This is a genomic window from Methylobacterium oryzisoli, from assembly GCF_046557895.1.
Taxonomy (GTDB): domain Bacteria; phylum Pseudomonadota; class Alphaproteobacteria; order Rhizobiales; family Beijerinckiaceae; genus Methylobacterium; species Methylobacterium oryzisoli.
Genome location: NZ_JBKIBX010000044.1, coordinates 16,262 through 41,215, shown reverse-complemented (window position 1 = coordinate 41,215; position 24,954 = coordinate 16,262). Strand labels below are relative to the sequence as shown.

The window sequence follows — 24,954 nt, the reverse complement described above, 5'->3', positions numbered from 1 at the left end:
GCGTTTTCCGACGAAGCGGATGCCGGTTCGTCAGAAAAAATGCTTCAGAAGCAAAGACTTAGAGCGGCGCCTCAGTACAGCCGGGTGCGGTAGCTCTCCTCGATGAAGCGCTCGGTCTCGCGCAGGTCCGAGCCGGCGATCTGCTCGGCCAGGATCCGCCCGAGAGAGGGGAAGGACGCGCGCTCCACCCGCGTGTCGGGGTCCCACAGCCGCGAGCGCATCAGCGCCTTGCCGCAATGGAAGTAAACCTCCTCGACCGTCACGATCAGGCCGGCGACCGGCGGCCTGCCCTGCACCGACAGGGGCGCGAGCAGGTCCGCATCCGTGGTGAAGCGGGCGCGGCCGTTCACCCGCAGCGTCTCGTCGATGCCCGGCACGAGGAAGAGCAGGCCGAGCTGCGGGTTCTCCGTCACGTTCAGCATCGTGTCGGCGCGGCGGTTGCCGGGCCGGTCCGGGATCAGGAGCGTGACGTCGTCGAGCACCGCCACGAAGCCGGGCGCGTCGCCCCGCGGGGTCGCGTCGCCGCGCCCCGCCGCGTCCGAGGAGGCGATCACCAGGAAGGGCGAGAGGGCGATGAAGGCGCGGGCATGCCCGTCGAGGCGCACGAGCTGCTTGGCGCGCGCCTTGTTGGAGGGCTCGCCGTAATGCGCGCGGATTGCCGCGGGCGTGGTGTCGGCCTTCATCGGATCCCGTCTCCCTGCCGGCCTCAGCTGCTCGGACCGAGCGTGAGAAGCACGCTGCGGAACTTTTCGGGCTTGGCGTCGCCGCACGCCTCGCCGTCGTCGCTGAGCACCCGCACCTTGCTGCCATCGGGGGCGACGAGCAGCCCCTCGGGCTGGAAGTCGGGGATCGCCGCGAGCGCCTCGGCCGCGCCGGGCACCCGCACCGGTGCGGAGGAGGCCTCGCCGGACCAGCGGTAGAGGTCGGCGGATTCGCCGCCGCCGCCCGAGCCGCCCGCGATGATGAAGTAGGTCCTGGCGCCCGGCGCGTAGGCGATGTCGCGGATGCCGCGGCCCTTGAGATCGAGCGTGATGGGCTTGCCGAGCCGCGGCGCCGCGCCCGAGGCGAGCACCTCGGCCGGGTTCTCGAACGGCACCACCATCGCGTCGTTGTCGGGGGTGAGCGGGCTGCGCAGGCCGATCAGCAGCGTCCGGCCGTCCGGCGCCGCCGCCAGCCCCTCGATGTTGAAGCCGCGCCGCTTCGGCGACAGGCCCTTCTTCGTCGGCGTGTCGAGGGCGATCCGCTCGGCGAGCCGCGGGTCGAGGTCGGCCATGGCCTTGGTGAGCCCGCGGAAGCTCTTGCCCTTCGGCTTCACCGCGAGGGCATCGGACGGTCCTGCGATGGTGAGGCCGGCGACGACTCCGCGCCCCTCGCGCAGCTCGCCGTCCTCGTTGCGGCTGTGCGACCCGATCAGCACGATCTCGTCGCCGAGCCACGCGGCTCCTTCGAAATCCGCCTTCGGGGTCTTGCCTTGATTCGCGCCCTGGGCCTTGCCGGTCCCGAGCGCGGCGTCGAGGTCGGCGTCCTTCAGGGGCAGGAAGGCACCGCTCTCCTCAGACCGGTAGAGCCGCAGCACGTTGTCGTCGTCGTTGACGACGAGGAAGCGGTCTCCGAAGCTGCCGGCCGGATACGGCACGGCGGCCGAAGCCTCGCACAGGCCCCAATGCACCAGAACCGGGCCGGCCTTGGTCTGCGACCATGCGACCGAACCCGGCAGGCAGAGCGCGAGCGCGGAGACGAGCGTCCTCAGGCGTGTCATCGATGTCCTCCCGGCTTGTCCGCCCATCATGAGGCCGGGGCCGGCGGCAGGGAAGATCGGCCGGGCACGATTTCGCCGGGCGCGGTCGCGTCTCGGGCGACCCGGCTCGATCCGGGCCCGATCGGGCGCTGCTCTCCGTCGTTGATTCGCCGCGTCGTCCGCGACGAACCGGCAACGACATCATCGAACAATGCTCTCACCCGCCGGTCATCGGGGGGAAGAACGCCACCTCGGCCGCACCCGCGAGCGGCGTGTCGGGCTTGGCGTGGACCCGGTCCACCGCCGCGCGCACCACGCCCTCGTTCTCGAAGGCGTGGGCGTATTCCTCGCCGCGGCCCTTGAGCCAGCCCACGAGGTCGGCGACCGTCGCCACCTCGGCGGGCAGGTCCACGACCTCCTCCGGCCGGCCGATGCGCTCGCGCACCCAGGCGAAGTAGACGAGCTTCATCGCACCTCGTCGTCCATCATGTGGCGCAGGCCGGCGCGCAGGTAGTCCCAGCCGGTGTAGAGCGTCAGGGCGGCCGAGATCCACAGCAGGGTGAGACCGATCATCACCGTGCCGGGCAGGATCGCCTCCCCGGCCGGCCCGGCGATCAGGAAGCCGAGCGAGACGAGCTGCGCCGCCGTCTTCCACTTGGCGACCCGGCTCACCGGCACCCCGACCTTCAGCTCGGCGAGGTACTCGCGCAGGCCCGAGACCAGGATCTCGCGGCACAGGATCACGATGGCGGCCCAGAGCGAGGGGCCGGGGATCGACCCGTCCGCCGCCAGCATCAGCAGGCAGGCGGCCACCAGGAGCTTGTCGGCGATCGGATCGAGCATGCGGCCGAGCGCCGAGGATTGCGCGTAGGCGCGGGCGACGTAGCCGTCGAGGTAGTCGGTGATCGCCGCCAGGACGAAGACCGCGAGCGCGGCGAAGCGGGCCGAGGGATCCTGCGGCCAAAAGAGGAAGCCCGCCACCACCGGCACCGCGGCCACGCGGCCGTAGGTGAGAAGGTTGGCGAGTGTGAAGGCCGCCGACCGGCGCCGGGGAACCACCATGGTCATGCCGGGGGGTGAAACCATGCGGGCCGCGCGCGCGTCAACCGGTACGAGGCCGCATCAGGCATTGGCGTGAAAGAAATCGTAGACGGCCCGCGCCGTCGCGGCGTTCACGCCGGGCGTGCGGGCCAGATCCTCGAGGGCCGCCCGCTCGATCGCCTTCACGGTGCCGAAATGGTGCAGGAGCGCCCGCTTGCGGGTCGGTCCGATGCCCGGGATCTCGTCGAGGGGGTTCTTGGTGAGTTCGCGCTTGCGCTTGGCGCGGTGCGCGCCGATGGCGAAGCGGTGGGCCTCGTCGCGCAGGCGCTGCACGAAGTAGAGGGTGGGGTCGCGCGGGGGCAGCTTGAAGGGCGGCTCGCCGGGCACGAAGAAGGTCTCGCGCCCCGCATCCCGGTCGCGGCCCTTGGCGATGCCGACGAGGGGCACGTCCGTGACGCCGATCTCGGCGAGCGCCGCGCGGGCCGCCTCCAGCTGGCCCTTGCCGCCGTCGATGAGCACGAGGTCGGGCCAGGCCGGGACGGAATCGGCATCCTGCGCCTCGGGCTCGGTGCGGGGCGATTCCCTGACGAGGCGGCTGAAGCGGCGGTGCAGCACCTCGCGCATCATCCCGTAATCGTCGCCGGGCTTCACCTCCTGCGACTTGATGGTGAAGGTGCGGTAGTGGGTCTTCATGAACCCGGTCGGCCCCGCGACGATCATCGCGCCGACCGCGTTCGTGCCCATGATGTGCGAGTTGTCGTAGACCTCGACCCGCCGGGGGGCGCGGGGCAGCCGGAAGGCCTGGCCGAGCGCGCCGAGGAGCTTGCCCTGCGAGGCGGTGTCGGCGAGGCGCCGGCCCAGCGCCTCCTTGGCGTTGCGGGCCGCGTATTCGATCAGGTTGCGGCGCTCGCCGCGCTTGGGCTGGTGGATCTCCACCCGGGCCTCGGACTTGGTCGAGAGCGCGGCGGCCAGCAGCTCTGCGTCCTCGATCGCGTGCGAGACCAGGATCAGGCGCGGCGCGGGCTTGTCGTCGTAGAACTGGCCGATGAACGAGCCCAGCACCTCGGAGGCCGACATGCTGCGGTCGGCCTTCGGGAAGTAGGCCCGGTTGCCCCAGTTCTGCCAGTTGCGGAAGAAGAAGACCTCGATGCAGAACTGCCCGGCCTGCTCGTCCAGGGCGAAGACATCGGCCTCCTCGATGTCCTGGGTGTTGACCCCCTGCACGCCCTGGATGGCGGCAAGCGCGGCGATGCGGTCGCGGTAGCGGGCGGCCTTCTCGAACTCCCAGGTCTCGGCGGCGGCCTGCATGTCGGCGGCGAGCCGCTCCTTCACGCTGGTCGACTTGCCCGACAGGAAGGCGCGGGCCTCGTCGGCGAGCGCCGCGTAGTCGGCCGGCGCGATCTCCCCCGTGCAGGGGCCCGAGCAGCGCTTGATCTGGAAGAGCAGGCAGGGCCGGGTGCGGTTCTCGTAGTAGCTGTCCGAGCAGGAGCGCAGCAGGAAGGCGCGCTGGAGCGCGTTCACCGTGCGGTTCACCGCCCAGACCGAGGCGAAGGGGCCGAAGTAATGCCCCGGCCGGCGGCGCGCGCCGCGGTGCTTGACGAGCTGGGGCGCCTCGGTGTCGGCGGTGAGCAGGATGTAGGGCAGCGACTTGTCGTCCCGCATCAGCACGTTGAAGCGGGGCTTGAGCTGCTTGATCAGGTTGGCTTCGAGCAGCAGCGCCTCGGTCTCGGTCGCCGTGGTGACGAACTCCATCGAGGCCGTCTCGGCGATCATGCGGGCGATGCGGTTCGAATGCGCCTGGCCGCGGGCGTAGGAGCCGACGCGGTTCTTCAGGTTCTTGGCCTTGCCGACGTAGAGCACGTCGCCCTTCGCATCGAGCATGCGATAGACGCCGGGGGAGGGCGGCAGGGTCGTCCAGAAGCGCCGGATCACCTCCGTGCCGGCCTGGACGAGGCCGGCCCCGACATCCGGGTCGAAATCGATCTCGGGGGCGTCGTCGCGGGCGTCCACCGCGGCGTCGCCGCCCTCGTCGTCGAGGTCGAGGGCGTCGGGCGGTACGTCGTTCCCAGGCGTGCGGCTCATGCCGCGCGATGTAGGCGAGGCGCGGGCGGGAGGGAAGGCGTCCGCGGGCCGCGGCGCGCCTCCCGCCGGCCGGTCAGTTGAACAGGGCGTCGATGTCGCTCTGGTCGACGTGGCCCGGATCCTCTTCGAGCTTCGGCCCGTTGAGCAGGCTGCTCTCGTCGAAGGGGTTCGCGTCCAGCGACGGGGCGATCATGTCCTTGAAGGCCTCGAGCCCGCCCCAGGCCTCGATCATCCGGTCGATGTGATCCTCGACGAACTTCAGCACATTGACGATCTTGCTGATGCGCTGGCCGGTCAGGTCCTGGAAGTTGCACGCCTCGTAGAGCACGACCGTGCGCTCCAGGATCGCGTCGATGTTGGTCGTGCTCCGGGCCCGGGTGGTGGAGCGCAGGACCGAGGCGTGGGTCTCGATCTCCTCGACCGCCGCCAGGATGGTGGTGGTGGCGCGCTCGGTGGCCTCCACGACCGCGTCGAGCTCGCCCGCGGCGCGGCGCACGCCCTTGCCGTCGTTGTCCTTGCGGTGCAGCGCGGCGATCTCCAGCTTGGTGCGGTTGATCGCCTCCTTCATCACGTCGAGCTCGCCCTTGAGCCCGTAGATCTCGCTGATCTCGCGGCGGCAGGCCTCGATGACGTCGCCCGTCGTGGTCTGGGTCAGCCGCTTCAGTTCGTTGACCGTGGCCAGGATCTCGGCGATGCGCGCGTCCGGCTCCGGGGACGCCATCGCCACGGCAGCGACCGGGGCAGCGCCGAGACTGTCTTCGATGCGGAAGCGCTTGTTCTTCATGGTGCCGACGAAGCCTGATGCCGCGGCCCAGTCCGCGGCGCACATGCACCAAACTCCGCTGAATTCATTGCGATTTGCTAAATGCTGAGACCCCGGCGCGCGCCGGGTCCGGCGGGTGAGAAAGTATTTACGCTGGCCGGCATTTCGCAAGTCGAACCGATGCGTTAGCCAAGGACTCACCAAGTTCCTTCACGGCCTGCTCGCTCGCATCCGCGACATCTGCGTCCCAGGGGCGTTCGCGCCCGCGGGATAGTTCGGGACGGATGTCGGTCATGAGAGTTCATGCGTGCGCGGTCGCCTGCGTGGCGGCCCTGGTCTCGGGCGCGGCCGCCGCCCAGGAGGCACGAGGCCAGTACGGCGGCGGCTTCATCGAGTTCCTGATGACCGGCCGCGATCCGGCTCAGGCCGCGCGGCCCTACCGCGCCGCGCCGGTCGCGCCGGACGGCACCCTGCTGGCGCGGGCGCAGGGCTATCCGGGGGTCTACGCCGCGCCGCGCTCAGGGGATCTCGTCTCGCCCCACTACGCCTCACCGCCCTCCGCCGCGCCGGACATGCCGGCGCCGCGCACCCGCATGGCGGCGCTGCCGCAGGCCGGCGCGGAGCCGGACGGGGAGGGGATCGGCCGGGTCCTCGACGGGCGCTATCGCCGGCAGGTGGTGGCCTATGACGGCGGGCAGCGGCCCGGCACCGTCGTGATCGATACGGCCGCACGCTTCCTCTACCTCGTGCAGCCCGGCGGACAGGCGATCCGCTACGGGATCGGGGTCGGGCGGCCGGGCTTCACCTGGGCGGGCGTCAAGAGCGTGAGCCAGAAGCGCGAATGGCCGGACTGGACGCCGCCGCCCGAGATGCTGCGCCGCCGGCCGGACCTGCCGCGGCACATGGAGGGCGGTCCCGGCAACCCGCTCGGCGCGCGGGCGCTCTATCTCGGCTCCTCGCTCTACCGCATCCACGGCACCAACGAGCCGCACACGATCGGCCAGAACGTCTCGTCCGGCTGCATCCGGATGATGAACGAGGACGTCATGGACCTCTACGACCGGGTGCCGGTGGGCGCCAGGGTGGTGGTGAGCTGACGCGAGAGGCCCCGCCGCGTTGCCGCGGCGGGGCCTCCCTCGGCCTAAGCGGGTTTGGCAAAAGTGGCCGCCGGTTTTGCGATAAAAACCTGCGGCCAAACAAGAAGCTAAGTGGACGAAGCGTTGGCTTGCCAACGCAAGTCTGCTTAGTCTGCTGCTGGATCGGCCGGATCAGACCCAGTCGTCCTCCCCGCCGCCGCCCGCGTCGCCGTCGTCGAACGAGGCGTCCTGGAAGCCGGCATCGCCGCCGAGGGCGGAGCCGAAATCCTGGCTGCCCCCGAGCGCGCTCGGATCGGCCGCGGCCGCGGCCGGCGCCGCGCCGAGGCTGCCCAGCGTCGAGTGACCGCCGCTGAAGGCGTTGGAGAGCGCGCTGCCGAGCAGCATACCGCCGGCGGCGCCCGCCGCCATCGGAAGCGCCGAGGCGAGGAAGCCGCCGCCGCGCTGCGGCGCCTGCTGCCCGGCCCACGGACCGCCCTGGGGCCCGCCCTGCGGCCCGCCATAGCCCGGCTGCCCATAGGGCGCACCCTGCTGGCCGTAGCCCGGGGGCTGACCGTAACCCGGCTGCTGGCCGTAGCCAGGCTGCTGGCCGCCCCAGGCGCCCTGACGCGGCGGGGGCTCCTGGCGCTGGCCGCCGCCGAAGATGCTGGAGAAGAAGCCGCCGCCGCCCGAGCCCTGTCCGGCGCCCTGGCCGCGCTGGAACTCGGCGCGCGCCTGCTCCAGCTGCTCGTTGAGGCTCTTGATCGCCTCCTCCTGCACGTAGATCAGCTGCGCCATCGCGTAGGGCGCGTAGGGCTGCGCCCGGATCCTGTCGGCGATGAAGCGCTCCGCGTCGGCATCGCGGGGCTGCTGCGCGGCCTGCTCCAGACGCTGGAAAATGCCGTTGATGACGTCGCGTTCTTCGCTGTTCATGGAGTCGTACTCCTCGTCGGTGCCGGTGGTGTCACCCTCCGGCGGTCTCCAGATGGGTGGGGCTGAGCTGTTTGTCACGGGGCGCGGCGGCCTGATCTCGGCCTTTTGCGCCCTCAAGAGGATTACGTTTTGGTCACGTTTCCTCATCCCTTCCGCGCCTGATTCTAACGTAGAAGGGCGCGTCACAGATCCGGTGGAGAGCGCCACGCGGTTGCACAGCCGGTGCGCGAGCGAGCGCGGCGGCTTTCTGACCCCATTCCCGCCTGTTAAGGAGCGCGCGCGGCACGCGTGACGGGCCTGCCGCCGGGAGTGATGACGATGGATCGACAGACGGTCAGCGGTTTGAAGGTGGCGCGGGTGCTGCACGACTTCGTCGTGTCGGAGGCGCTGCCGGGCACGGGTGTCTCGCCGGAGGTCTTCTGGGGCGGGCTCGCCGCGATCCTGCGCGACCTGACGCCGAAGAACCGTGCGCTGCTGGCCAAGCGCGACGCGCTGCAGGACCGCATCGACGCCTATCACCGCGAGCGGGCCGGCAAGCCGCACGACGCGGCGGGCTACGAGGCGTTCCTGCGCGAGATCGGCTACCTCCTGCCCGATCCGGGGCCGGTGAAGGCCCGCACCGAGAACGTGGACGACGAGATCGCGGTGATCGCCGGTCCCCAGCTCGTGGTGCCGGTCTCGAACGCCCGCTACGCCCTCAACGCCGCCAACGCCCGCTGGGGCTCGCTCTACGATGCCTATTACGGCACCGACGCGATCTCGGAGGAGGGCGGGGCGACGCGCGGCGGGGGCTACAACCGCACCCGCGGGGCGCGGGTCGTGACGCGCGCGCGCGCCTTCCTCGACCGCACCGTGCCGCTGGCGGGCGGGCGCCACGCCGACGTCGTCACCTACGCGGTGGAGAACGGCGGCCTTGTCGGCAACATGAACACCGGCGAGACCATCCCGCTCGCGCGGCCCGAGGTCTTCCGGGGCTATCGCGGCCGGGCCAGCATGCCCTCGGCGCTGCTCCTGCGCCACAACGGCCTGCACATCGAGGTCGTGCTCGACCGCACCCACCGCATCGGCCGCTTCGACGCCTCGGGCGTCGCCGACATCGTGATCGAATCGGCGATCTCGACCATCATGGACCTCGAGGATTCGGTGGCGGCGGTGGACGCCGACGACAAGGTCGAGGTCTACCGCAACTGGCTCGGCCTGATGAACGGGAGCCTCGCGGCCACGTTCCAGAAGGACGGCCGGACGATGGAGCGCCGCCTCAACCCCGACCGGCACTACACCGCCCCGAACGGCGGCGAGGTGACGGTGCCGGGCCGAAGCCTGATGCTGGTGCGCAACGTCGGCCACCACATGTTCACCGACGCGGTGCTCGACGGCGACGGCCAGGAGGTGCCGGAGGGCATCCTCGACGCCGCCGTCTCGGCGATGATCGCGATCCACGACCTGCGCAGCGAGTCCGGCATCCGCAACAGCCGGAAAGGCTCGGTCTACATCGTCAAGCCCAAGATGCACGGGCCGGAGGAGGTCGCCTTCGCGGTCGATCTGTTCGGCCGCGTCGAGGCGATGCTGGGCCTGGAGCGCAACACGCTCAAGATGGGCATCATGGACGAGGAGCGCCGCACCACGGTGAACCTCGCGGCCTGCATCAAGGCGGCGGACGAGCGGGTGGTGTTCATCAACACCGGCTTCCTCGATCGCACCGGCGACGAGATCCACACCGCGATGGAGGCCGGCCCCGTCATCCGCAAGAACGACATGAAGGCGACGGCCTGGATCAAGGGCTACGAGGAGAACAACGTCGATGTCGGCCTCGCCTGCGGGCTGCTCGGCCGGGCGCAGATCGGCAAGGGCATGTGGGCCGCGCCCGACGCCATGGCCGACATGCTGATGCAGAAGGGCGTCCACCCGAAGGCCGGCGCCAGCACCGCCTGGGTGCCCTCGCCGACCGCTGCGACGCTCCACGCGCTGCACTACCACGAGACCGACGTGAAGGCCCGCCAGGAGGAACTGGCGCGCCGGCCGCGCTCGGCGCTGCCCGAGATCCTGCAGATCCCGCTCGCCCGCTCGAACTTCGCGCCCGACGACGTGCAGCAGGAGATCGACAACAACGCCCAGAGCATCCTGGGCTACGTGGTGCGCTGGATCGACCAGGGGGTCGGCTGCTCCAAGGTGCCGGACATCCACGATGTCGGCCTGATGGAGGACCGCGCGACCCTGCGCATCTCCTCGCAGCACATCGCCAACTGGCTGCACCACGGCGTCGTCACCGAGGAGCAGATGATGGAGACGATGAAGCGCATGGCGAAGGTGGTGGACCGCCAGAACGCGGGCGATCCGCTCTACCGGCCGATGGCGCCCGATTTCGACGGCCCCGCCTTCCGGGCCGCCTGCGATCTCGTGTTCAAGGGCCGCGTGCAGCCGAACGGCTACACCGAGTGGGTCCTCCACGCCCGCCGCCGCGAGGCCAAGGCCGCCGGCGCCCCGACCGAGAAGGCCCGCGAGGGCGCGACCGCGTAGGGGTAGGAACTTGCTCTTCTTTGGCACGTGAACTGGCGCAGGGAACCCTTCTCCCGTGCGGGCTTGCGGATTCACACTTCGGGTCGTGCGCGGTCTCCTCTCCCCGCGTGCGGGGAGAGGGCTAGGGGATCGAAGATCCCACGCGACCTTGCCGTCGCCGAAGCGAGGTGGCAGCCGAGGGTGAGGGGCGGTTCTGGGTGCGCTCTGTCCTGAGACGCCCCCTCACCGTCGCCCTGCGGGCTCGCTGCTTGCACCTCACGCGGCGATGTGTGAATGCCGTAGCCCGTGCGGGAGAGGGGTTCCCGCGCGCGTTTTTTGACGCCGCGCCCCCCGCTAACGACTACCGAGACTCCCGTTCCTCGTCCGCGACCGGCGGCCCCGCCGCCTCGCCCAGCCGCAGCACCCGCCGGACCTTGGCGGCGAGTTCGCCGTCGCGGAACGGCTTTTGGACGATGCGCTCCTCGCCGACGTCGCGCAGGGCCGAGAGGTCGGCGTAGCCGGTCATGAACAGGATCGGCAGCCCCGGCCGGCGCTGCGCGGCCTCGCGCGCCACGTCGGCCCCGTTCATGCCGGGCATCGCGAAGTCGACGAGGAGGAGGTCGACCGGTCCCGGGTCGCGGGCGAGGAGATCGAGGGCCGCGCCGCCGCTCCCGGCCTCCGCCACTTCGCAGCCGAGATCGGCCAGCAGGGTCGCCGTCACCTCGCGCACCGCGCTGTCGTCGTCCACGAGCAGCACCCGGCGCGAGGAGGCCGCGAAGGGGAGGGGATCCGGCGCGGGCGCCGCCGCATCCGCCGCCGGGGCCGGCTCGGCCGCGCGCGGCAGGAAGACCCGGATCGTCGTGCCCTCGCCGAGCCGGGTCTCGATCCGGACCCCGCCGCCCGACTGCTTGGCGAAGCCGTAGACCTGCGCCAGCCCTAGCCCTGAGCCCTTGCCGACGCCCTTGGTGGTGAAGAACGGCTCGAAGGCCTTCGCCAGCACCTCGGGCGTCATGCCGGTGCCCGTATCGGTGACCGCGATCGACACGTACTCGCCCGCTTGCGGCTCCTCGGGGGTCTGCGGCGGCCCCAGGCCGACATTGGCGGTCTCCACCGTGAGGGACCCGCCCACCTCCATGGCGTCGCGCGCGTTGATCGCGAGGTTGAGGATCACCAGCTCGATCTGGGTCGGATCGACCAGAGCGGGCCACAGGTCGGGCTGCAGCACGGTCGCGAGCCGCACCGAGCCGCTCATCGAGCTGTGCAGCAGGTCGCGCATGCCCGAGACGGTCTCGTTGAGGTCGATGGGCTTGGCCTCCAGGCGCTGGCGGCGGGAGAAGGCGAGGAGCTGCGCCGTGAGCGTGGCGCCGCGCTGGGCGGCCGCGCGCATGTAGCCGAGCCGGTCGAGGACCCGGCCGTCGAGGCCCGCCGCGGAGACGGTGCGCTCCACGAAGGCGATGTTGCCCAGCACCACGGTGAGCAGGTTGTTGAAGTCGTGCGCGACCCCGGCCGTGAGCTGGCCCACCGCATCGAGCCGCTGCACGCGCCGCAGGGTTTCCTCGACCCGCTCGCGCTCGGCGATCTGTGCCAGGAGCTGGCGGTTGGCCGCGGCGATCTCCTCGGTCCTCGCCTTCTCGTCGGTGACGTCGCGGGCCACCGCGTAGATCAGGCCGTCCTCCGGGACCGCCGACCACGCGAGCCAGCGATACTCCCCGTTGCGCGACCGGAAGCGGTTCTCGAAGCGGTGGACGATCTCGCCGCGCCCGAGGCGCCCCAGTTCGCGCCGCGTGGCCGCGGCGTCGTCGGGATGCACGAACCGGATGAAGGGCTTGTGCAGCACCTCGGGGATGCGCCAGCCGAGCAGCCGCTCCCAGGCCGGGCTGACGCTGAGGTACCGGCCCTCCGGATCGGCGACCACGAAGGCGTCCTGGCTGGTGCGCCAGATCCGGTCGCGCTCGCGCGTGCGCTCGGCCACCGTGCGTTCCAGATCGGCGTTCAGGTCCTGGAGCGCCGCCTGGGCCGACTTCAGGTCGGCGATGTCGGTGGCGGTGCCGTACCACTTCACCACGCGCCCGTCCGGCGCCCGCGCCGCGGTCGCGCGGCTGACGTGCCAGGAGAAGCTGCCGTCCGCGCGGGCGAGACGATGCTCGCAGGTGTAGGTCTCGCCGCCCTCCGCCGCCCGCTGCCACGCCGCGACGCTGCGGGCGCGGTCGTCCGGGTGGACGATCTCCCCCCACTCCCAGCGGCCCGGCGCCACCTCCTTGAGTCCGGCATATTCGTGCCGCCGGGCGTTGTAGTAGTCCACGCGGCCGTCCGGTTCGGCCGTCCAGACCAGTTGCGGCATCGCGTCGGCGAGGGTGCGGAAGCGCGCCTCGCTCTCGCGCAGCGCCCGCTCGGCCGCGCGGCGCGCGCTGATGTCCTCGACCGAGACGACGACCCGCCCGCGCTCGCCCGGCAGCGGCGCGGAGGCGATCTGGACCGGCAGGTCCCGCCCATCCCGCAGCCGGTAGGTCTTCTCGTAGGGATCCCACCAGCCCCGCGCGCGGGCCTGGGCGATGGCCCGCTCGTCCTTCTCCAGCTCCTCCGGAGGCGTGAGGTCGCGCCAGTTCCAACGGCCCTCCTCGAATTCCTGCCGGCTGTACCCGGTCATGGCGAGGAAGCGGTCGTTGATGGCGAGCGTGCGGCCGCTGGCGAGGTCGAAGATCGTGAAGCCCATCAGGTCCGAGTTGAACACCCCCTGGAAGCGGGCGGCGACGCGCTTCTGCTCGGTGATGTCGAAAGCGACGCCGACGAAGCGGCGCGGCCCGTCGCCGACCCGCATGATCTCGCCCCGCCGGGCGAGCCAGCGCTCCTCCCCGGTGTCGAAGCGGCGCACCCGGTACTCGGCGTATTCGAGCGGGTTTTCGTGGGTGGCGAGCCGCGCCACCGCCGAGCGGGACCGGTCGTCGGGATGCACACGGTCGGTGAGCATGTCCGCCGTCACGGCGGCGTCGGGTGGCAGGCCCCAGATGCGGCGGTAGACGTCCGAGACCACGAGGCGCCCGGTATCCGGATACCACTCGAAGGCGCCGACGCTGCCGGCCTCCTGCGCGACGCGCAGGAGTTCGCTGCGCTCGCGCAGCTGCAGGTCGGCCCGGCGCCGCTCGGTGACGTCCTCCGCCAGCCCGACGGCGCGGCGGCCGTCGCTCGACGGAACCGGGAAGGCCCGGTGGCGGATGATCCGCACCGCCCCGTCCGGCCGCACGATGCGGTACTCGGTCTCGACCGGCGCGCTCGTCGCGCGGTGGGGCGCCTGCGCGGCCACCCGTGGGCGGTCGTCGGGATGCACCGTATCGAGGAACCGGCCGGGATCCGCCAGGAGGTCGGCGGCCGGCCGCTGCCAGATCGTCTCGTAGGCGGGGCTGAGATAGAGCAGCCGGCTTTCCGCGACGTCCGCGACGTAGAACGCCGCGTCGATGGTCTCGGCGAGCTGCCGGAAGCGCTCCTCGCTCTCCGCGAGCGCGGCGCGGGCCTCGCGCCGGCCGCGCGCGAGGCTGAGATTGGTGGTGACGCGCGCCAGCAGCTCGCGGGCCGAGAAGGGCTTGGTGAGGTAGTCGTCCGCGCCCGCGTCGATGCCCTCGACGCGGGCCTCCTGGCCGGCCCGCGCCGAGAGCAGGATCACGGGAATCTCGCGCAGGGCGGCATCGTCCCGCAGCGCCCGCAGGAGGCCGAATCCGTCGAGGACCGGCATCATGACGTCGGAGAGCACGAGGTCGGGCGGGTGACGGCGCGCCGCCGCGAGCGCCGCCGCGCCGTCCGCGGCGGTTTCCACCGTGAGGCCTCGCCCGGCGAGCAGCCGCTCGACGTAGGCGCGCATGTCGGCGTTGTCGTCGGCGAGCAGCACCCGCCCGTCGACGACCTCGCCGGGGGCCGGATCGGCGGGATTGTCGAGCGGCAGGCCTGCCTCAGGCAGCCATTGCAGCGCCTCCTCCACGAAGGCCCGGGCCTGGGTGCCGGCACTCCCCTCCCGCGCCGCGTGCCGCACCCGCCCGGCCGGCAGGTGAGACTCCCCCGTCGGCAGACGCACCGTGAAGGTGCTGCCCCGCCCGGGCTCGCTCGCCACCGAGACGCTCCCGCCGTGCAGCCGCACCAGCTCGTCGACCAGGGCGAGCCCGATGCCCGAGCCTTCGAAGGAGCGGCCCTGCGCGCCCTCGACCCGGTGGAAGCGCTCGAACAGGCGCGGCAGCTCGTGGGCGGGGATGCCGATGCCCGTGTCGGCCACCGAGACCTCGACGGAGGCGCCGTCCGCCCCGCGCCGCGCCGTCACCCGGATCTCGCCCGCCGGGGTGAACTTGAAGGCGTTCGAGACGAGGTTGAGGACGATCGTCTCCCACAGGCCACGGTCGATGAAGGCCGTGAGCGGAACCGGCGGGAGGTCGATGACGAGGGCGAGGCCGGCCCGTTCGGTGGCCGAGCGGAAGCTCGACGCGATCTCGGCCGTGAAGGCGGGCAGGTCGGTCGGCTCGAACACCGCCTGGATCCGCCCCGCCTCGATGCGCGAAAAATCGAGGAGGGCGTTGACGAGCTTGAGCAGGCGCAGGCCGTTGCGGTGGACCACCTCGACGCGCGCCCGCTCGGCCGGGGGGAGAGCCGGACCGGCGCCGAGGGATTCCTCCAGCGTGCCGAGCATCAGGGTCAGCGGCGTGCGGAACTCGTGGCTGATGTTGGAGAAGAACTGCGTCTTGGCGCGGTCGATCTCGGCCAGCGCCTCAGCCCGCTGGCGCTCGGCCTCGTAGGCGCGCGCGCCCGCGAAGCTCGCCGCGATCTGCCCGGCGACGAGGCCGATGAAGTCGGTGTAGGTCGCGTCGAGCGGCCGGTAGGGGTTCAGCCCCGCGACGAGGAAGCCCGCCGGCCGGGCCTCTCCCTGGAGGGCCATCGGCACCACGAGGGCCTGTCCGGGCGCGCGGTCCCACTCGCCCTGCGGGACCGGGCCGCTCCACTGCGCCGCCAGATCGGTGATCCGCACGGCCGCGCTGCCGTCGAGGATCGCGCGCGCCGCCGCGTCGAGCCCGCCCGGACCGCCGGGGTCGATCGCGGGCCACTCCGCCGCGCTCCCGCCGACCAGGCGGGCCGCCCCGCCCGGCGGATCGAACAGGTAGGTGAGGGCGAAGGGCAGGTCGCGGCGGTTGGCGCCGAGGCTCCGGCTCGCCGCCTCGGCCACCTCCTCGCTCGTCCGGGCGCCCGCGAGACGGGAGGCGACGTCGCGCAGGGTCGTGAGCCGCCGCTCGCCGATGACGCGCTCGGTCTCCTCGGTGACGACGCAGAGCATGCCGGCCACGCCGCCCGCGTCGCCCGGCACCGGGCTGTACGAGAAGGTGTGGTAGGTCTCCTCCGGGCTGCCGGAGCGTTCGAGAAAGAGCAGCAGCCCCTCGTCCCAGGTGGCCTCGCCGGTGTGCAGGACCCGATCGATGCGCGGGCCGATATCCGGCCAGATCTCGGCCCAGACAGTGGTCGAGGGGGATCCGAGCGCCCAGGCCTCCTTGACGCCGAGCGTCGGCTTGTAGGCGTCGTTGCAGAAGAAGGTGAGGTCCGGCCCGTAGGCCATCCACATCGCGTAGCGCGAGGTGAGCAGGATGCGGGTGACGACCTTGAGCGATTGCGGCCAGGTTTCGGGCGGGCCGAGCGCGGTCTGCCCCCAGGGGAAGGCGCGCATCCGCGCACCCATCTCCCCGCCGCCCGCCAGGAAATCAGGGGTCGCGGCCGGCGCGGCGCCGACAGCCGTTGACGAACTCATACCGACACCGATGCGCGCGCTCCGGATGGCCCTGGGTCAAGCTTTACGCCAACGCACCCGGCGCGTCGCCCCGCCGCGTGCCGAATGGCGGCCCCGTTTCCGGTCCATCTGGTGCAGGTCCCGGGGGCGACCAGCGGCCCGCCGCACGCTCAGGAGGAGCGATCCGGACCCACCTGGGGGCGGGCGGTGGGCAATGGCTGATCGAGGAGGGTGCGCGAGCGGGCGATCACCTGCGCCGAGCGGAGCAGGCAGACGAGGTCGCGCTCCCACATCCCGTCGACCCGCGCGACCCGGCGCCGGGTCTGCACGGCGCTGCGCTGCACGGCGCTGAGCGGATCGTCTAGGACCTTCATGCCGCGCTCCCCCCGGACCGCGTGTTACCCCGAACCGGACCTGCCGGTGAAGATCCGGCGCGGCTCGCGCCACGGCCCTCCTCGCGTCAGGGGGTGTCCGTTCGCCGCCGCAGCAGGGCGCGCCCCGCGCAGACCACCCGCCCGAGCAGGCTCCCCGGGATGATCGCCCGGTGCAGCGCGATCCTGGCGTCGCAGTAATCCCGCTTGTAGGGCTCGTCGCCGATCCCGAAATCGAACCACGCCGCGCCGCGCGCGTGGCTGCGGCGGATCAGATCGTCGAGGAGCAGGCCGCCGGGCGAGAAGCGCTCCCAGGGGCCGTCCGCGTAGGCCGTGAGCAGCATGGTGGTGCGGTCCGGGGCGACGACGCAGAGGCAGGCGGCGATGACCGCGCCGTCGGCCGCGAGCGCCGAGACCTCGACCGTCCCGGAGGGCGCGAGATCGGCGGCGGCCCGGCGGTAGAACGCCTCGACTCCGGGCCGCTCGCGCAGGCCCGGCCGGCCCATCGCCCGCAGCTGGCGCTCCTTGTGATCGAGGAGCGCCGACAGCAGGGCGTCCGCCTCGGCCGAGGTTTCTGCGACACGCAAGCCGACCGTGTCGGCCGCCTGGGCGAGCTGGCGGCGGTGGCGCGCCCGGCTCCGCTGCCGCGGCAGGCGCGCGGCGAGATCCTCCGCGGTCCCGCCGAGGGACATGGCGTAGCCGTCCGGCGCGTGCGGCACCGCGCCCAGCCGGATCAAGGGATTGGGCACGCCGCCGACCTCCGCCGGCATCTTGTCGAGCACCGCCACGTCGAAGCGTGGCAGGGCTCGCACGAGGCCCGCCCAGATCGCCGCCAGGGTGGCGTCGGACAGATCGCGCGCTGCCGGAAACAGCAGCGGCAGGGTGTAGTCCATCACGCCGCCGTCGAGGAACCGCAGCAGCCTGAGGCCCGCCCGGCGCTCGATCCCGAGGGCGAGGAGCAGGAGCCGCGTGCCCTGGTCGTCGCGCACGTCGACGATCCACGGCGCGATCCCGGCGACCGGGCCGACCGTGGCGATCCAGGCCCGGATCAGGTCGGAATCCTGAAAGATGTGGCCTGCCGCCTCGCCCGGTGCTGGCCAGATCTCGCGGCCGGCGGCCGCCGCCGGGCAGGCCCGCACCACCACGCCGCCGCGGCGGACGGTGCGTGCCCCCGCGGAACCCGGCCGGGACCGTCCCGGCCACGCCCAACGCACGGCACCGTCCCAGGCCGGCAGCCTGCGCGGCGCCTGGTCGTCGACTCGATTCGTCCTCACCGCCGCGTCTCCGCTGCACCGACACGGATGACGGAAGCGGCTCCGCATGGCGGCCCGGCCCCCTCGTCATTCCGGTGCGGGACCGGTTCATCCGAACCGGCCGACCCGCTCAGTGCTGTATGCTACGCAGTTATCGTATCGAGGAGATTGATAGAGTCTCCGACTCGACCGTTCTTCGCAGCCATCATCGCTCACCGCGACGGTCATAAGCCACGCTGGATTGATCGAACCGAAACCGCAGCGATCGGCCTGCGGACGTCCTGGAACCCGCGCCCGATCGGGCCACCGCCGCCCCATGCCGGTGATCGTCTCACCCCGTCTTGGGCGTGCTTCCGCGATCCGGTCGCGCCTCCGACGGTCTGCGTCGGTCCGGCGCCGCACCCCACCTCGGGCTGCGCGCGATCGGTCGAGACGGCCGGCGCATCCGGCACCCGGCTTGCAGGACGCGGTCACCCTCAGGCGCGCGACGGCTTCCTGGCCGTGACGACGAGGCGATGAGCCGTTCGCGTCAGCGGGCAACGATCCAGGCCACCGAAGAATTCGATGCCCACGAATCCGATGCGGGTCAGCATGTGGCTGTACTCCGGTGGCGTGAAAAGGCGCAGGTCGTAGGAATAATCCCTGCGCTCGCAGGTGCGCAGATCGTGGAAGATGCGGGTCGTGTGCAATCTCCCGCTGATCAGATCCAGCCGACTGCTGTCGAGGACGACGGCGTCCTCGAACTCCCGCCAGAGCAGGGACGGTTCCGTCTGGACGATGCGCTCGCGGTTGACGACCTCGACCAACAGGCGACCGCCGGGACGAAGGGATTCGTACGCGGCTCGCAGGACGTCCTCGTTGTCGCCGTCCGATTCGAAGTAGCCGAACGAGGTGAAGAGATTCACGACCGCGTCGAAGGCGTCCTCCTGCAGCACCTCGCGCATGTCGCCGTGGTGCCAGCGGATGCCGACGCCCAGGGCTTCGGCCCTCTCGCGACCCGCCTGCAGAAAGACCTGGGACAGATCGAGCACGGTGAGGCGGTATCCACGGCGCGCCAGGGGAATGGCGATCCGTCCATACCCCCCGGCCAGATCGAGCACAGCGGCGGCCTCCGGCAGATCGAGGCATGCGGCCACCGCGTCGGCCTGCGCCTCGGCCACGTCGTCCATGTGGCCATAGCTGCGCAGGTAGTCCGCATTGAAGATGCGCGCAAACCAGGGATCCATCGCGGCCTCCGTCAAATTGATGACGCCAAATCGCACCGGCACCGCTATCGTGGCGAGCCGATCAAGGCTCGTGGTGACTTAGAGTCCCGCCTGGCAGACATACTGTCTCACCGATTGTTAGGCGGCGTGAGGATCTCCTCTCCAGGGTATTTGAAAATTGCAGCTTGAACTCGTTCGAGCAAGATGCTTCCAATCCATGGATTGACATACGACGGGATCAAGCAGAAACTTTCTGACGCTAGGTACGATTGGGCTACGAAGAGGACGCGCGACCACGCACCCTCGAGGTTGCTTGTCGGATCGAGAGAGCACTCGGCCACAGACCCGCACGGCCGGTCGCTGCGATTGGACAGCAACCGTGAGCACGGTGTCGTCAGATCACAAGGAGGCGCCAATGAGCCGCGAAGCCATCAAGCAGTTCGTCGAACGGCTGAACACCGATCCCAAACTGGCCGAGTGGAACGAGAGCCGCTCGCTGGACAAGGAAGTATCGCTCTCGGACGCGCTGGATTACGCGGTCAAGGTCGGAGCCGAGAACGGCTATGATTTCACGCGTGAGGAATTGTCCGACGTGATGCTGGAACAGGCTCCGCAGCGGAAGGACGGCGAGCAGGGCGAGCACTTGGCGGACGAGCACTTGGCGGACGAGCAACTGGAGGAGGCCGTGGGCGGTCTGAGCCTGCGCGCTCTGAGTTTTTCCTCGATCCGCATCGGCCTGTCGAACCCGACGCGTGTCATGTGTCAGTACCATGCGCCGCTGAGCTTCACGAAGAATCTGAATGTGCTTCGCTTCTGAAGCATCAATCGACGGATGACCGTTGCTCGATGAGGTGGGGAGGCGCAATTGTTGCACACGATCCAAGACGATGAAGCAACCCTGGGCGTCGCTCCTTCGGCCGCGGCGGCCCTGCGGTCGAAACGGTCTCTGGCGGAGAACACGCTGTCGTCGTCGCGCGCGATCTTGGACGGGGTCGTGCAGATCGGGCTCGCAGAGAAGTCCGACGTCGCGCGCGCGATCGATGCCGTCGAACGGCTGGAGGTGCTGCTGATCGGCGCCTCACGCCCCGGCGACGTCGTGGAACCGGTGTTCTACGAGTGGTATTTTCGGGCGATCGAACATTACAAGTCCGGCGACTTCAAGCAGTTGGCGTGGCTTGCCCCGGCCGTCTCCGCCGTCGCCGCACTGCCGATCCTGCGCGGCAGCGCCGCCTCCCGGACGGAGTGCGCGTTCGAGGTCGATCTGCTGGAGGACGGCCGTCTGATCCTGTCCGAGCGGGCGTCGCCGGATGGATCGGCGCCCCGCGTCGGAGCGCGGGCGCGATTGTCGAGCCAGGATCGCATCCTGCATGTGGCCGGCACCGAGGGCCGTGCCTCCCTCGACTGGAGGGCGCTGGACGCGTTCGGCCGCTACGCCGTTCCCGGTTCGCCGATCCAGTTCTGGCAAGCCGGACACACGCTCGAGCGGATCATCGCCGCCTATCAGCGCGACCTGTCGAGCATCTACGAGGATCCCGAGCCGTTCCAACTCGTGGCACCCGGAGAGTTCGAGCACGAAGGCCTCTACGACGTCTTCGCCGAACGATTCCGTGGCGGTCTGTCCCTGATCGAGGCCTGCTGGCCCGATCTCTATGACGAGACGTGCGTGCTGACCGACTATTTCACGTTGATCAAGGGCAATCCCTTCATCGGCGGCTCGGCGATCTCGTGCCTCGGCGTCTCCTTCTTCAAGCTGCTGCCGGATTGGTCGGATGTCTGTTTCGCCGATCACATCGTCCACGAGGCTGCCCACCAGCGCCTCCATGTTGAATTCGAGGTCGAGCCGGCCCTCGCGAACGGGGACTTCACCGCGGTGATCTCGCCCATCCGCCGCGATCCGAGGCCGTTGTACGGCGTGCTGCATGCGACGTTCGTCTTCCTGCGGCTCTCGCTCTTCTTCGAGCGGGTCCTCGCCGTCAGGCCCTCTCCCGAAGCCGAACAGCGGTTCCACCGTCACGTTCTTGGGCTGTATCGCGGGATCGAACAGCTGCAACGGTATGCACACTGGAACCCGCGAGGGCAGAAGCTGTACGACCACATCTGCCGGCAGGCCGACAGGCTCAAGACGATCCTGCCGCATCCGCGCGCGGAGCTGTACGACAAGCTCGGCCCCGACTACGAGCCGGTGAGCGCATTGGCCGCCGCCTATCATGACTGATGGGAGCGGGCACGGACCGCACGACGTCACCCATGATGACCTCGTCTCGCGTATCGACGTCGATGTCCTGACGTCCTCGCGATGCAGCATCCACATCGCACATCTCGAGGTGATGCTGACCGTGACGGCCGGCTGCGGCGACGAGACGTCGTTCACCGTGACGGCAGGCGGCGTTGCGACCACGCGGAGCGAAGCGCGTCTCAAGTGTGAGTTCGAGCTGGTCGAACGGCTCGTGAGCAGCGCTCCCGAGACCGTCCGGCGGCTCGTTCATGACCGGCCGCGCGACGAGAGGGTCAGTTGGCGTGCGTTCACCCCCTACGATGCCGCTCTGCAGAACCGCCTCGCCGCCGCGATGCCGTCGCCGGATCGCGACTGGTGCCCTGCCTACGGGATGCGGACCGGCCGGGCCTATGACGTGCCCGCCTCCAAGGTGCTTCCGATCTGGCCCTGCCTCTCGCCGTCCTACGCGTTCGACGGGGAGTGCGACGCATCCGGCTTGGCCGCGGGACCGAGCGGGGACGTCCGCCGCTGCCGGGAGCACGGCCTCTGCGAAGTCCTGGAGCGCGATGCCATGATGCTGGCGTGGCGCGTGCCCGGGTGGGGCGTGGCCGATCTCGAAAACCTCGCTGCCGTCCGGCCGGACATCGCCGCGTTCTTGGATGAGCACCGCCTGAACGTCACGCTGCTCGACATCGGGGATCCCGATCTCCTGCCCGTCGTGATCTGCCTTTTGGATGATGAGGGCCGCGTCGTCTGCGGAACGGCCTGTGCTCTCGATCTCGACGCCGCCATACAGAAGAGCGTTCTGGAAGCGATCATGCTGTGGCATGGACGGCGCTCCGCTCCGGCCGGCGAGGATCCGGGCAGCCAGGATATTCGAACGAGTTCCGATCACGTCGGATTTGCATGGACCCGCGGATCGACGGTCATGGAATGGTTCGCCTCACAGCCGCGGCGGGCTCTGGCCGATCATGTTATCGACTTTTCCAAATTGCTGGAAAATTGTTCGAAGCGGTTCTTTGATGCCGAGCCGCTGGTCGTGGACCTCACCCCTGCTGACGCTGCCGTTTACGCCTGCCGGGTGCTGCAGCCGCACGCCTGCCGCAAGGAGTGGAATGCCGCCCGGCCATTCCTCGGAGGTCTGCGCTTCCAGAGCGTCTGCGCCGATGTCTCGCGTGCGAATCGGTTGCCGCATCCGTACGGCTGAATGCACTTCCCCCAATCGCCGACTGCTCCGTCGCCACGACCGGCGCAGCGACGGACGATCCCTTCATCCTGCACCAGTTCGGACGGGTTCGTCGGCCCATCCAACCGGGCGAAAGCAGGAGCGTTCTCTGGACGAATCAGCGGGACGCCGCCGCATCGCGGCGATGCGCCGGCCGCGAGCCTGGATCGCTGCTGAGCGCCGGAAACGGATGGTGCCGCAAGAGGGATTCGAACCCCCGACCCTCTCATTACGAATGAGATGCTCTACCAGCTGAGCTATTGCGGCGTGCCGCCGGCGACGGAAGGTGTCGGGCTGCGGCGCCCTCATACGCGGGGGCTCCTGACTTGGCAAGCCGGACTTGGCAAGCCGGACTTGGCAAGCCGGACTTGGCAAGCCGGACGTGGTGAGCCGAAACATGGCCGGCCAGATCCGGCAGCGTGGGCGCCGGGACGATCAGGCTTTGTCGCAAGGTCTTGCGCTGCGGCACGCGGAATGCTTGACGGACATCCGTCCCGGTTCGGTCCGTCTCGCCTGCCCCCATGCCCCTCATCAACCGACTCATCGCCTACGCCGCCGATCTCTTCGGCGCGCCGCCCCTGCCCGCCGCGCCCCAGGAGGACGGCCAGCTCGCGGCGATCGCGCTCCTCGTCCACGTGGCGCGGGTCGACGGGTCGCTCGCCACGGTCGAGCGCGCGCGCCTCGCGCGGATGCTCGAAGGGCGCTTCGCCCGCGACGAGGCCGAGGCGCGGGCGCTGATCGCGCGCGCCACCGACATGGACGACGAGACCCGCGACGTCGCCGATCTCGTGGCCATGATCGGCCGCGACACCAGCGAGGCCCAGCGCCGGACCCTGCTAGAGATGGCCTGGGCGGTAGCCGCCGCCGACGGACGGGTGCAGGAGTTCGAGGACGACCTCGTCTGGCGCCTCGGGCAGTTGCTCGGGTTCGAGGACGGGCAGATCACCGCCGCCAAGGCGGCGGCGCTCGCCGCCCCGCTGCGGGGGGCCGAGGCGTGAGCCCAGGCGGGGAGGGGAGCGTGCGCAAGCCCGTGCTGATCGTGCTGCATCAGGAGCAGTCGACGCCGGGCCGGGTCGGACGCCTGCTGCAGGAGCGCGGCCATGCCCTCGACGTGCGCCGGCCCCGCTACGGCGACGCCCTGCCCACCACCCTCGCGGACCATGCCGGGGCGGTGATCTTCGGCGGGCCGATGAGCGCCAACGACCCCGACGACTTCATCCGGCAGGAGATCGACTGGATCGGCGTGCCGCTCGCCGAGCGCCGGCCTTTTCTCGGCCTCTGCCTCGGCGCGCAGATGCTGGCGAAGTGCCTCGGGGCCACGGTCTGCGCCCATCCGGAGGGCCGGGCCGAGATCGGCTACTACCCGCTGCTGCCGACGCCGGCCGGGCACGGCTTCGCATCCGAGATCGGCCAGCCCTGGCCCTCGCACGTCTATCACTGGCATCGCGAGGGCTTTTCCTGCCCGGCCGGGGGCGAGACGCTGGCCACCGGCGACGATTTCCCCACCCAGGCGATCCGCGTCGGGCCGGCCGCCTTCGGCCTGCAGTTCCATCCCGAGGTGACCCACGCGATGCTGTGCCGCTGGACGGTGCGCGCCGCCGAGCGCCTCGCGCTGCCGGGCGCCCAGGACCGCATGCGCCAGCTGGAAGGGCGCTACATGCACGACCCCCACGTCGCGCGCTGGCTCGACGCCTTCCTCGATCACTGGCTCGCCCTCTCGCCGTGATCCTCAGCCTCACGCTGCTGCTGCTCTGCCAGCTCCTCGGCGAGATCGCCGCGCGCGGGGCCGGGCTGCCGGTGCCCGGGCCGGTGATCGGCATGGCGCTGCTGCTCGGGGTGCTGGCGTGGCGCGACCGGGACCCGCGCGGCCTGCCGGCCCCCCTCGTCGACGGCACCCTGGAGACGACCGCCAAGGGTCTGCTCGCCCACCTGTCGCTGCTGTTCGTGCCGGCGGGCGTGGGCGTCGTCGGGCGGCTCGACGTGCTGGCCGCGCAGGGGCCGGCGCTGGCGGTCGCCCTGGTGGTCTCCACCGTGGCGGCCCTCATCGCCACCGCCTACACCTTCGTGTGGGTCTCGCGCCGGGTGGGCCGATGAGCGGGGACTTCGCCCTCTGGGTCTTCCTCGCCCATTCGCCGCTGCTCTGGCTCACCGTGACGCTCGTCGCCTACGTGGTGGCGGACCGGGTCTCGCTGGCGACGGACCGCCACCCGCTCGCCAACCCGGTGCTGCACGCGATCTGGATGATCGGCCTGGTCCTGCTCGCCACCGGCACGCCCTACCCGGTCTATTTCGAGGGCGCGCAGTTCGTGCACTTCCTGCTCGGTCCGGCCACGGTGGCGCTGGCGGTCCCGCTCTACGAGCACCGGGCGACGGTGCTGCGGGTGCTGGGGCCGATGCTCGCGGCGCTGGTGGTCGGCTCCACGGTGGCGGTCGCCACCGCCATCGCGGTCGCGAAGCTGCTCGGCGTCCCGGACGACGTCCTCGTGGCGCTCGCGCCCAAATCCGTCACCGCGAGCGTCGCCATGGGCATCACCGGGGCGCTCGGCGGCGATCCGACGCTCACGGCCGTCCTCGTCATCCTCACCGGCATCACCGGGGCGATCCTGGTCACGCCGCTCTTCGACCGCGTCGGGCTCACCGACTGGCGCGCGCGCGGATTCGCGGCGGGGCTCGCGGCTCACGGCATCGGCACCGCCCGGGCGTTCCAAGTGAGCGAGGTCGCCGGCACCTTCGCGGGGATCGCGATGGGGCTCAACGCGCTCCTCACCGCCGTGATCGTGCCGGTGGCGCTCTCGCTGCTGCGCTGAGTG

At 71.0% G+C, this 24,954-nt stretch carries 20 protein-coding genes and 1 tRNA gene; 9 read left to right on the top strand and 12 right to left on the bottom strand.

The genetic code is table 11. The annotated features are described in order from the left end of the window. Window positions 1-71: 71 nt before the first annotated feature. From ACKUB9_RS28245 to ACKUB9_RS28220, 6 genes are all read right to left on the bottom strand, one after another. Window positions 72-683 carry a pyridoxamine 5'-phosphate oxidase family protein gene (locus tag ACKUB9_RS28245; protein WP_407529332.1) on the bottom strand — a complete coding sequence of 204 codons (612 nt, stop codon included), beginning with the start codon at window positions 681-683 and terminating at the stop codon, window positions 72-74. A gap of 23 nt (window positions 684-706) precedes the next feature. After that, window positions 707-1,759, bottom strand: coding sequence for a DUF3616 domain-containing protein (locus tag ACKUB9_RS28240; protein ID WP_407529331.1), 1,053 nt, complete (start codon window positions 1,757-1,759; stop codon window positions 707-709). Between the two features lie 196 nt (window positions 1,760-1,955). Beyond that, window positions 1,956-2,207, bottom strand: coding sequence for a molybdopterin converting factor subunit 1 (moaD, locus tag ACKUB9_RS28235; RefSeq protein ID WP_407529330.1), 252 nt, complete (start codon window positions 2,205-2,207; stop codon window positions 1,956-1,958). Then, window positions 2,204-2,806 carry a CDP-diacylglycerol--glycerol-3-phosphate 3-phosphatidyltransferase gene (pgsA, locus tag ACKUB9_RS28230; RefSeq protein WP_407529342.1) on the bottom strand — a complete coding sequence of 201 codons (603 nt, stop codon included), beginning with the start codon at window positions 2,804-2,806 and terminating at the stop codon, window positions 2,204-2,206. Before pgsA ends, moaD begins: the two co-directional genes overlap by 4 nt. Window positions 2,807-2,860: 54 nt before the next feature. After that, the gene (gene uvrC / locus ACKUB9_RS28225; RefSeq protein WP_407529329.1) at window positions 2,861-4,861 is read right to left on the bottom strand and encodes an excinuclease ABC subunit UvrC; all 2,001 of its coding nucleotides are present in this window, start codon (window positions 4,859-4,861) and stop codon (window positions 2,861-2,863) included. 73 nt (window positions 4,862-4,934) lie between these two features. Beyond that, the gene (locus tag ACKUB9_RS28220; RefSeq protein WP_407529341.1) at window positions 4,935-5,645 is read right to left on the bottom strand and encodes a chemotaxis protein; all 711 of its coding nucleotides are present in this window, start codon (window positions 5,643-5,645) and stop codon (window positions 4,935-4,937) included. Between the two features lie 272 nt (window positions 5,646-5,917). Between ACKUB9_RS28220 and ACKUB9_RS28215 the strand changes: the two genes are divergently transcribed. Then, window positions 5,918-6,721 (top strand): L,D-transpeptidase, encoded by an 804-nt coding sequence (locus tag ACKUB9_RS28215; protein WP_407529328.1) that lies wholly within the window; start codon window positions 5,918-5,920, stop codon window positions 6,719-6,721. Window positions 6,722-6,892: 171 nt separating this feature from the next. Here the strand turns inward: ACKUB9_RS28215 and ACKUB9_RS28210 are convergent, their stop codons facing one another. After that, complete coding sequence (locus tag ACKUB9_RS28210) at window positions 6,893-7,630, bottom strand: DUF2076 domain-containing protein (protein ID WP_407529327.1); 738 nt, start codon at window positions 7,628-7,630, stop codon at window positions 6,893-6,895. A 318-nt stretch (window positions 7,631-7,948) separates the two neighbouring features. Between ACKUB9_RS28210 and ACKUB9_RS28205 the strand changes: the two genes are divergently transcribed. After that, on the top strand, window positions 7,949-10,147 hold the full coding sequence (locus ACKUB9_RS28205) for a malate synthase G (protein WP_407529326.1): 2,199 nt from the start codon (window positions 7,949-7,951) through the stop codon (window positions 10,145-10,147). A gap of 340 nt (window positions 10,148-10,487) precedes the next feature. Here ACKUB9_RS28205 and ACKUB9_RS28200 read toward each other — a convergent pair whose 3' ends face one another. The 4 genes from ACKUB9_RS28200 to ACKUB9_RS28185 all read right to left on the bottom strand — a co-directional run bounded on the left by ACKUB9_RS28200 (window position 10,488) and on the right by ACKUB9_RS28185 (window position 18,725). Continuing rightward, window positions 10,488-15,815, bottom strand: coding sequence for a PAS domain S-box protein (locus ACKUB9_RS28200; RefSeq protein WP_407529325.1), 5,328 nt, complete (start codon window positions 15,813-15,815; stop codon window positions 10,488-10,490). Between the two features lie 230 nt (window positions 15,816-16,045). Further along, window positions 16,046-16,249 carry a hypothetical protein gene (locus ACKUB9_RS28195; protein WP_407529324.1) on the bottom strand — a complete coding sequence of 68 codons (204 nt, stop codon included), beginning with the start codon at window positions 16,247-16,249 and terminating at the stop codon, window positions 16,046-16,048. Window positions 16,250-16,335: 86 nt separating this feature from the next. Continuing rightward, window positions 16,336-17,520 (bottom strand): GNAT family N-acetyltransferase, encoded by a 1,185-nt coding sequence (locus ACKUB9_RS28190; RefSeq protein ID WP_407529323.1) that lies wholly within the window; start codon window positions 17,518-17,520, stop codon window positions 16,336-16,338. A gap of 455 nt (window positions 17,521-17,975) precedes the next feature. Beyond that, complete coding sequence (locus ACKUB9_RS28185) at window positions 17,976-18,725, bottom strand: class I SAM-dependent methyltransferase (RefSeq protein ID WP_407529322.1); 750 nt, start codon at window positions 18,723-18,725, stop codon at window positions 17,976-17,978. 394 nt (window positions 18,726-19,119) lie between these two features. Here ACKUB9_RS28185 and ACKUB9_RS28180 point away from each other — a divergent pair, with 394 nt between their 5' ends. The 3 genes from ACKUB9_RS28180 to ACKUB9_RS28170 are packed head-to-tail and all read left to right on the top strand — an operon-like array spanning window position 19,120 to window position 22,126. After that, a complete protein-coding gene (locus ACKUB9_RS28180; RefSeq protein ID WP_407529321.1) occupies window positions 19,120-19,521 on the top strand; it encodes a Nif11-like leader peptide family natural product precursor in 402 nt (133 codons plus the stop codon). A 48-nt stretch (window positions 19,522-19,569) separates the two neighbouring features. After that, window positions 19,570-20,919: an aKG-HExxH-type peptide beta-hydroxylase gene (locus tag ACKUB9_RS28175; protein ID WP_407529320.1), complete on the top strand. Its 1,350-nt coding sequence runs from the start codon at window positions 19,570-19,572 to the stop codon at window positions 20,917-20,919. Beyond that, window positions 20,912-22,126 carry a YcaO-like family protein gene (locus ACKUB9_RS28170; protein WP_407529319.1) on the top strand — a complete coding sequence of 405 codons (1,215 nt, stop codon included), beginning with the start codon at window positions 20,912-20,914 and terminating at the stop codon, window positions 22,124-22,126. The genes ACKUB9_RS28175 and ACKUB9_RS28170 overlap by 8 nt, the downstream gene beginning before the upstream one ends. 209 nt (window positions 22,127-22,335) lie before the next feature. Here ACKUB9_RS28170 and ACKUB9_RS28165 read toward each other — a convergent pair. Beyond that, window positions 22,336-22,411 (bottom strand) — tRNA-Thr (locus tag ACKUB9_RS28165). 254 nt (window positions 22,412-22,665) lie between these two features. Between ACKUB9_RS28165 and ACKUB9_RS28160 the strand changes: the two genes are divergently transcribed. Genes ACKUB9_RS28160 through ACKUB9_RS28145 form a run of 4 tightly spaced genes read left to right on the top strand, consistent with a single transcriptional unit; the run spans window position 22,666 to window position 24,951 of the window. After that, window positions 22,666-23,142 (top strand): tellurite resistance TerB family protein, encoded by a 477-nt coding sequence (locus ACKUB9_RS28160; protein WP_407529317.1) that lies wholly within the window; start codon window positions 22,666-22,668, stop codon window positions 23,140-23,142. After that, window positions 23,139-23,870, top strand: coding sequence for a glutamine amidotransferase (locus ACKUB9_RS28155; RefSeq protein WP_407529316.1), 732 nt, complete (start codon window positions 23,139-23,141; stop codon window positions 23,868-23,870). The genes ACKUB9_RS28160 and ACKUB9_RS28155 overlap by 4 nt, the downstream gene beginning before the upstream one ends. Further along, window positions 23,867-24,238, top strand: a complete 372-nt coding sequence (locus tag ACKUB9_RS28150) for a CidA/LrgA family protein (RefSeq protein WP_407529315.1) — start codon at window positions 23,867-23,869, stop codon at window positions 24,236-24,238. Before ACKUB9_RS28155 ends, ACKUB9_RS28150 begins: the two co-directional genes overlap by 4 nt. After that, the gene (locus tag ACKUB9_RS28145) at window positions 24,235-24,951 is read left to right on the top strand and encodes an LrgB family protein (protein ID WP_407529314.1); all 717 of its coding nucleotides are present in this window, start codon (window positions 24,235-24,237) and stop codon (window positions 24,949-24,951) included. Before ACKUB9_RS28150 ends, ACKUB9_RS28145 begins: the two co-directional genes overlap by 4 nt. Window positions 24,952-24,954 lie beyond the last annotated feature (3 nt).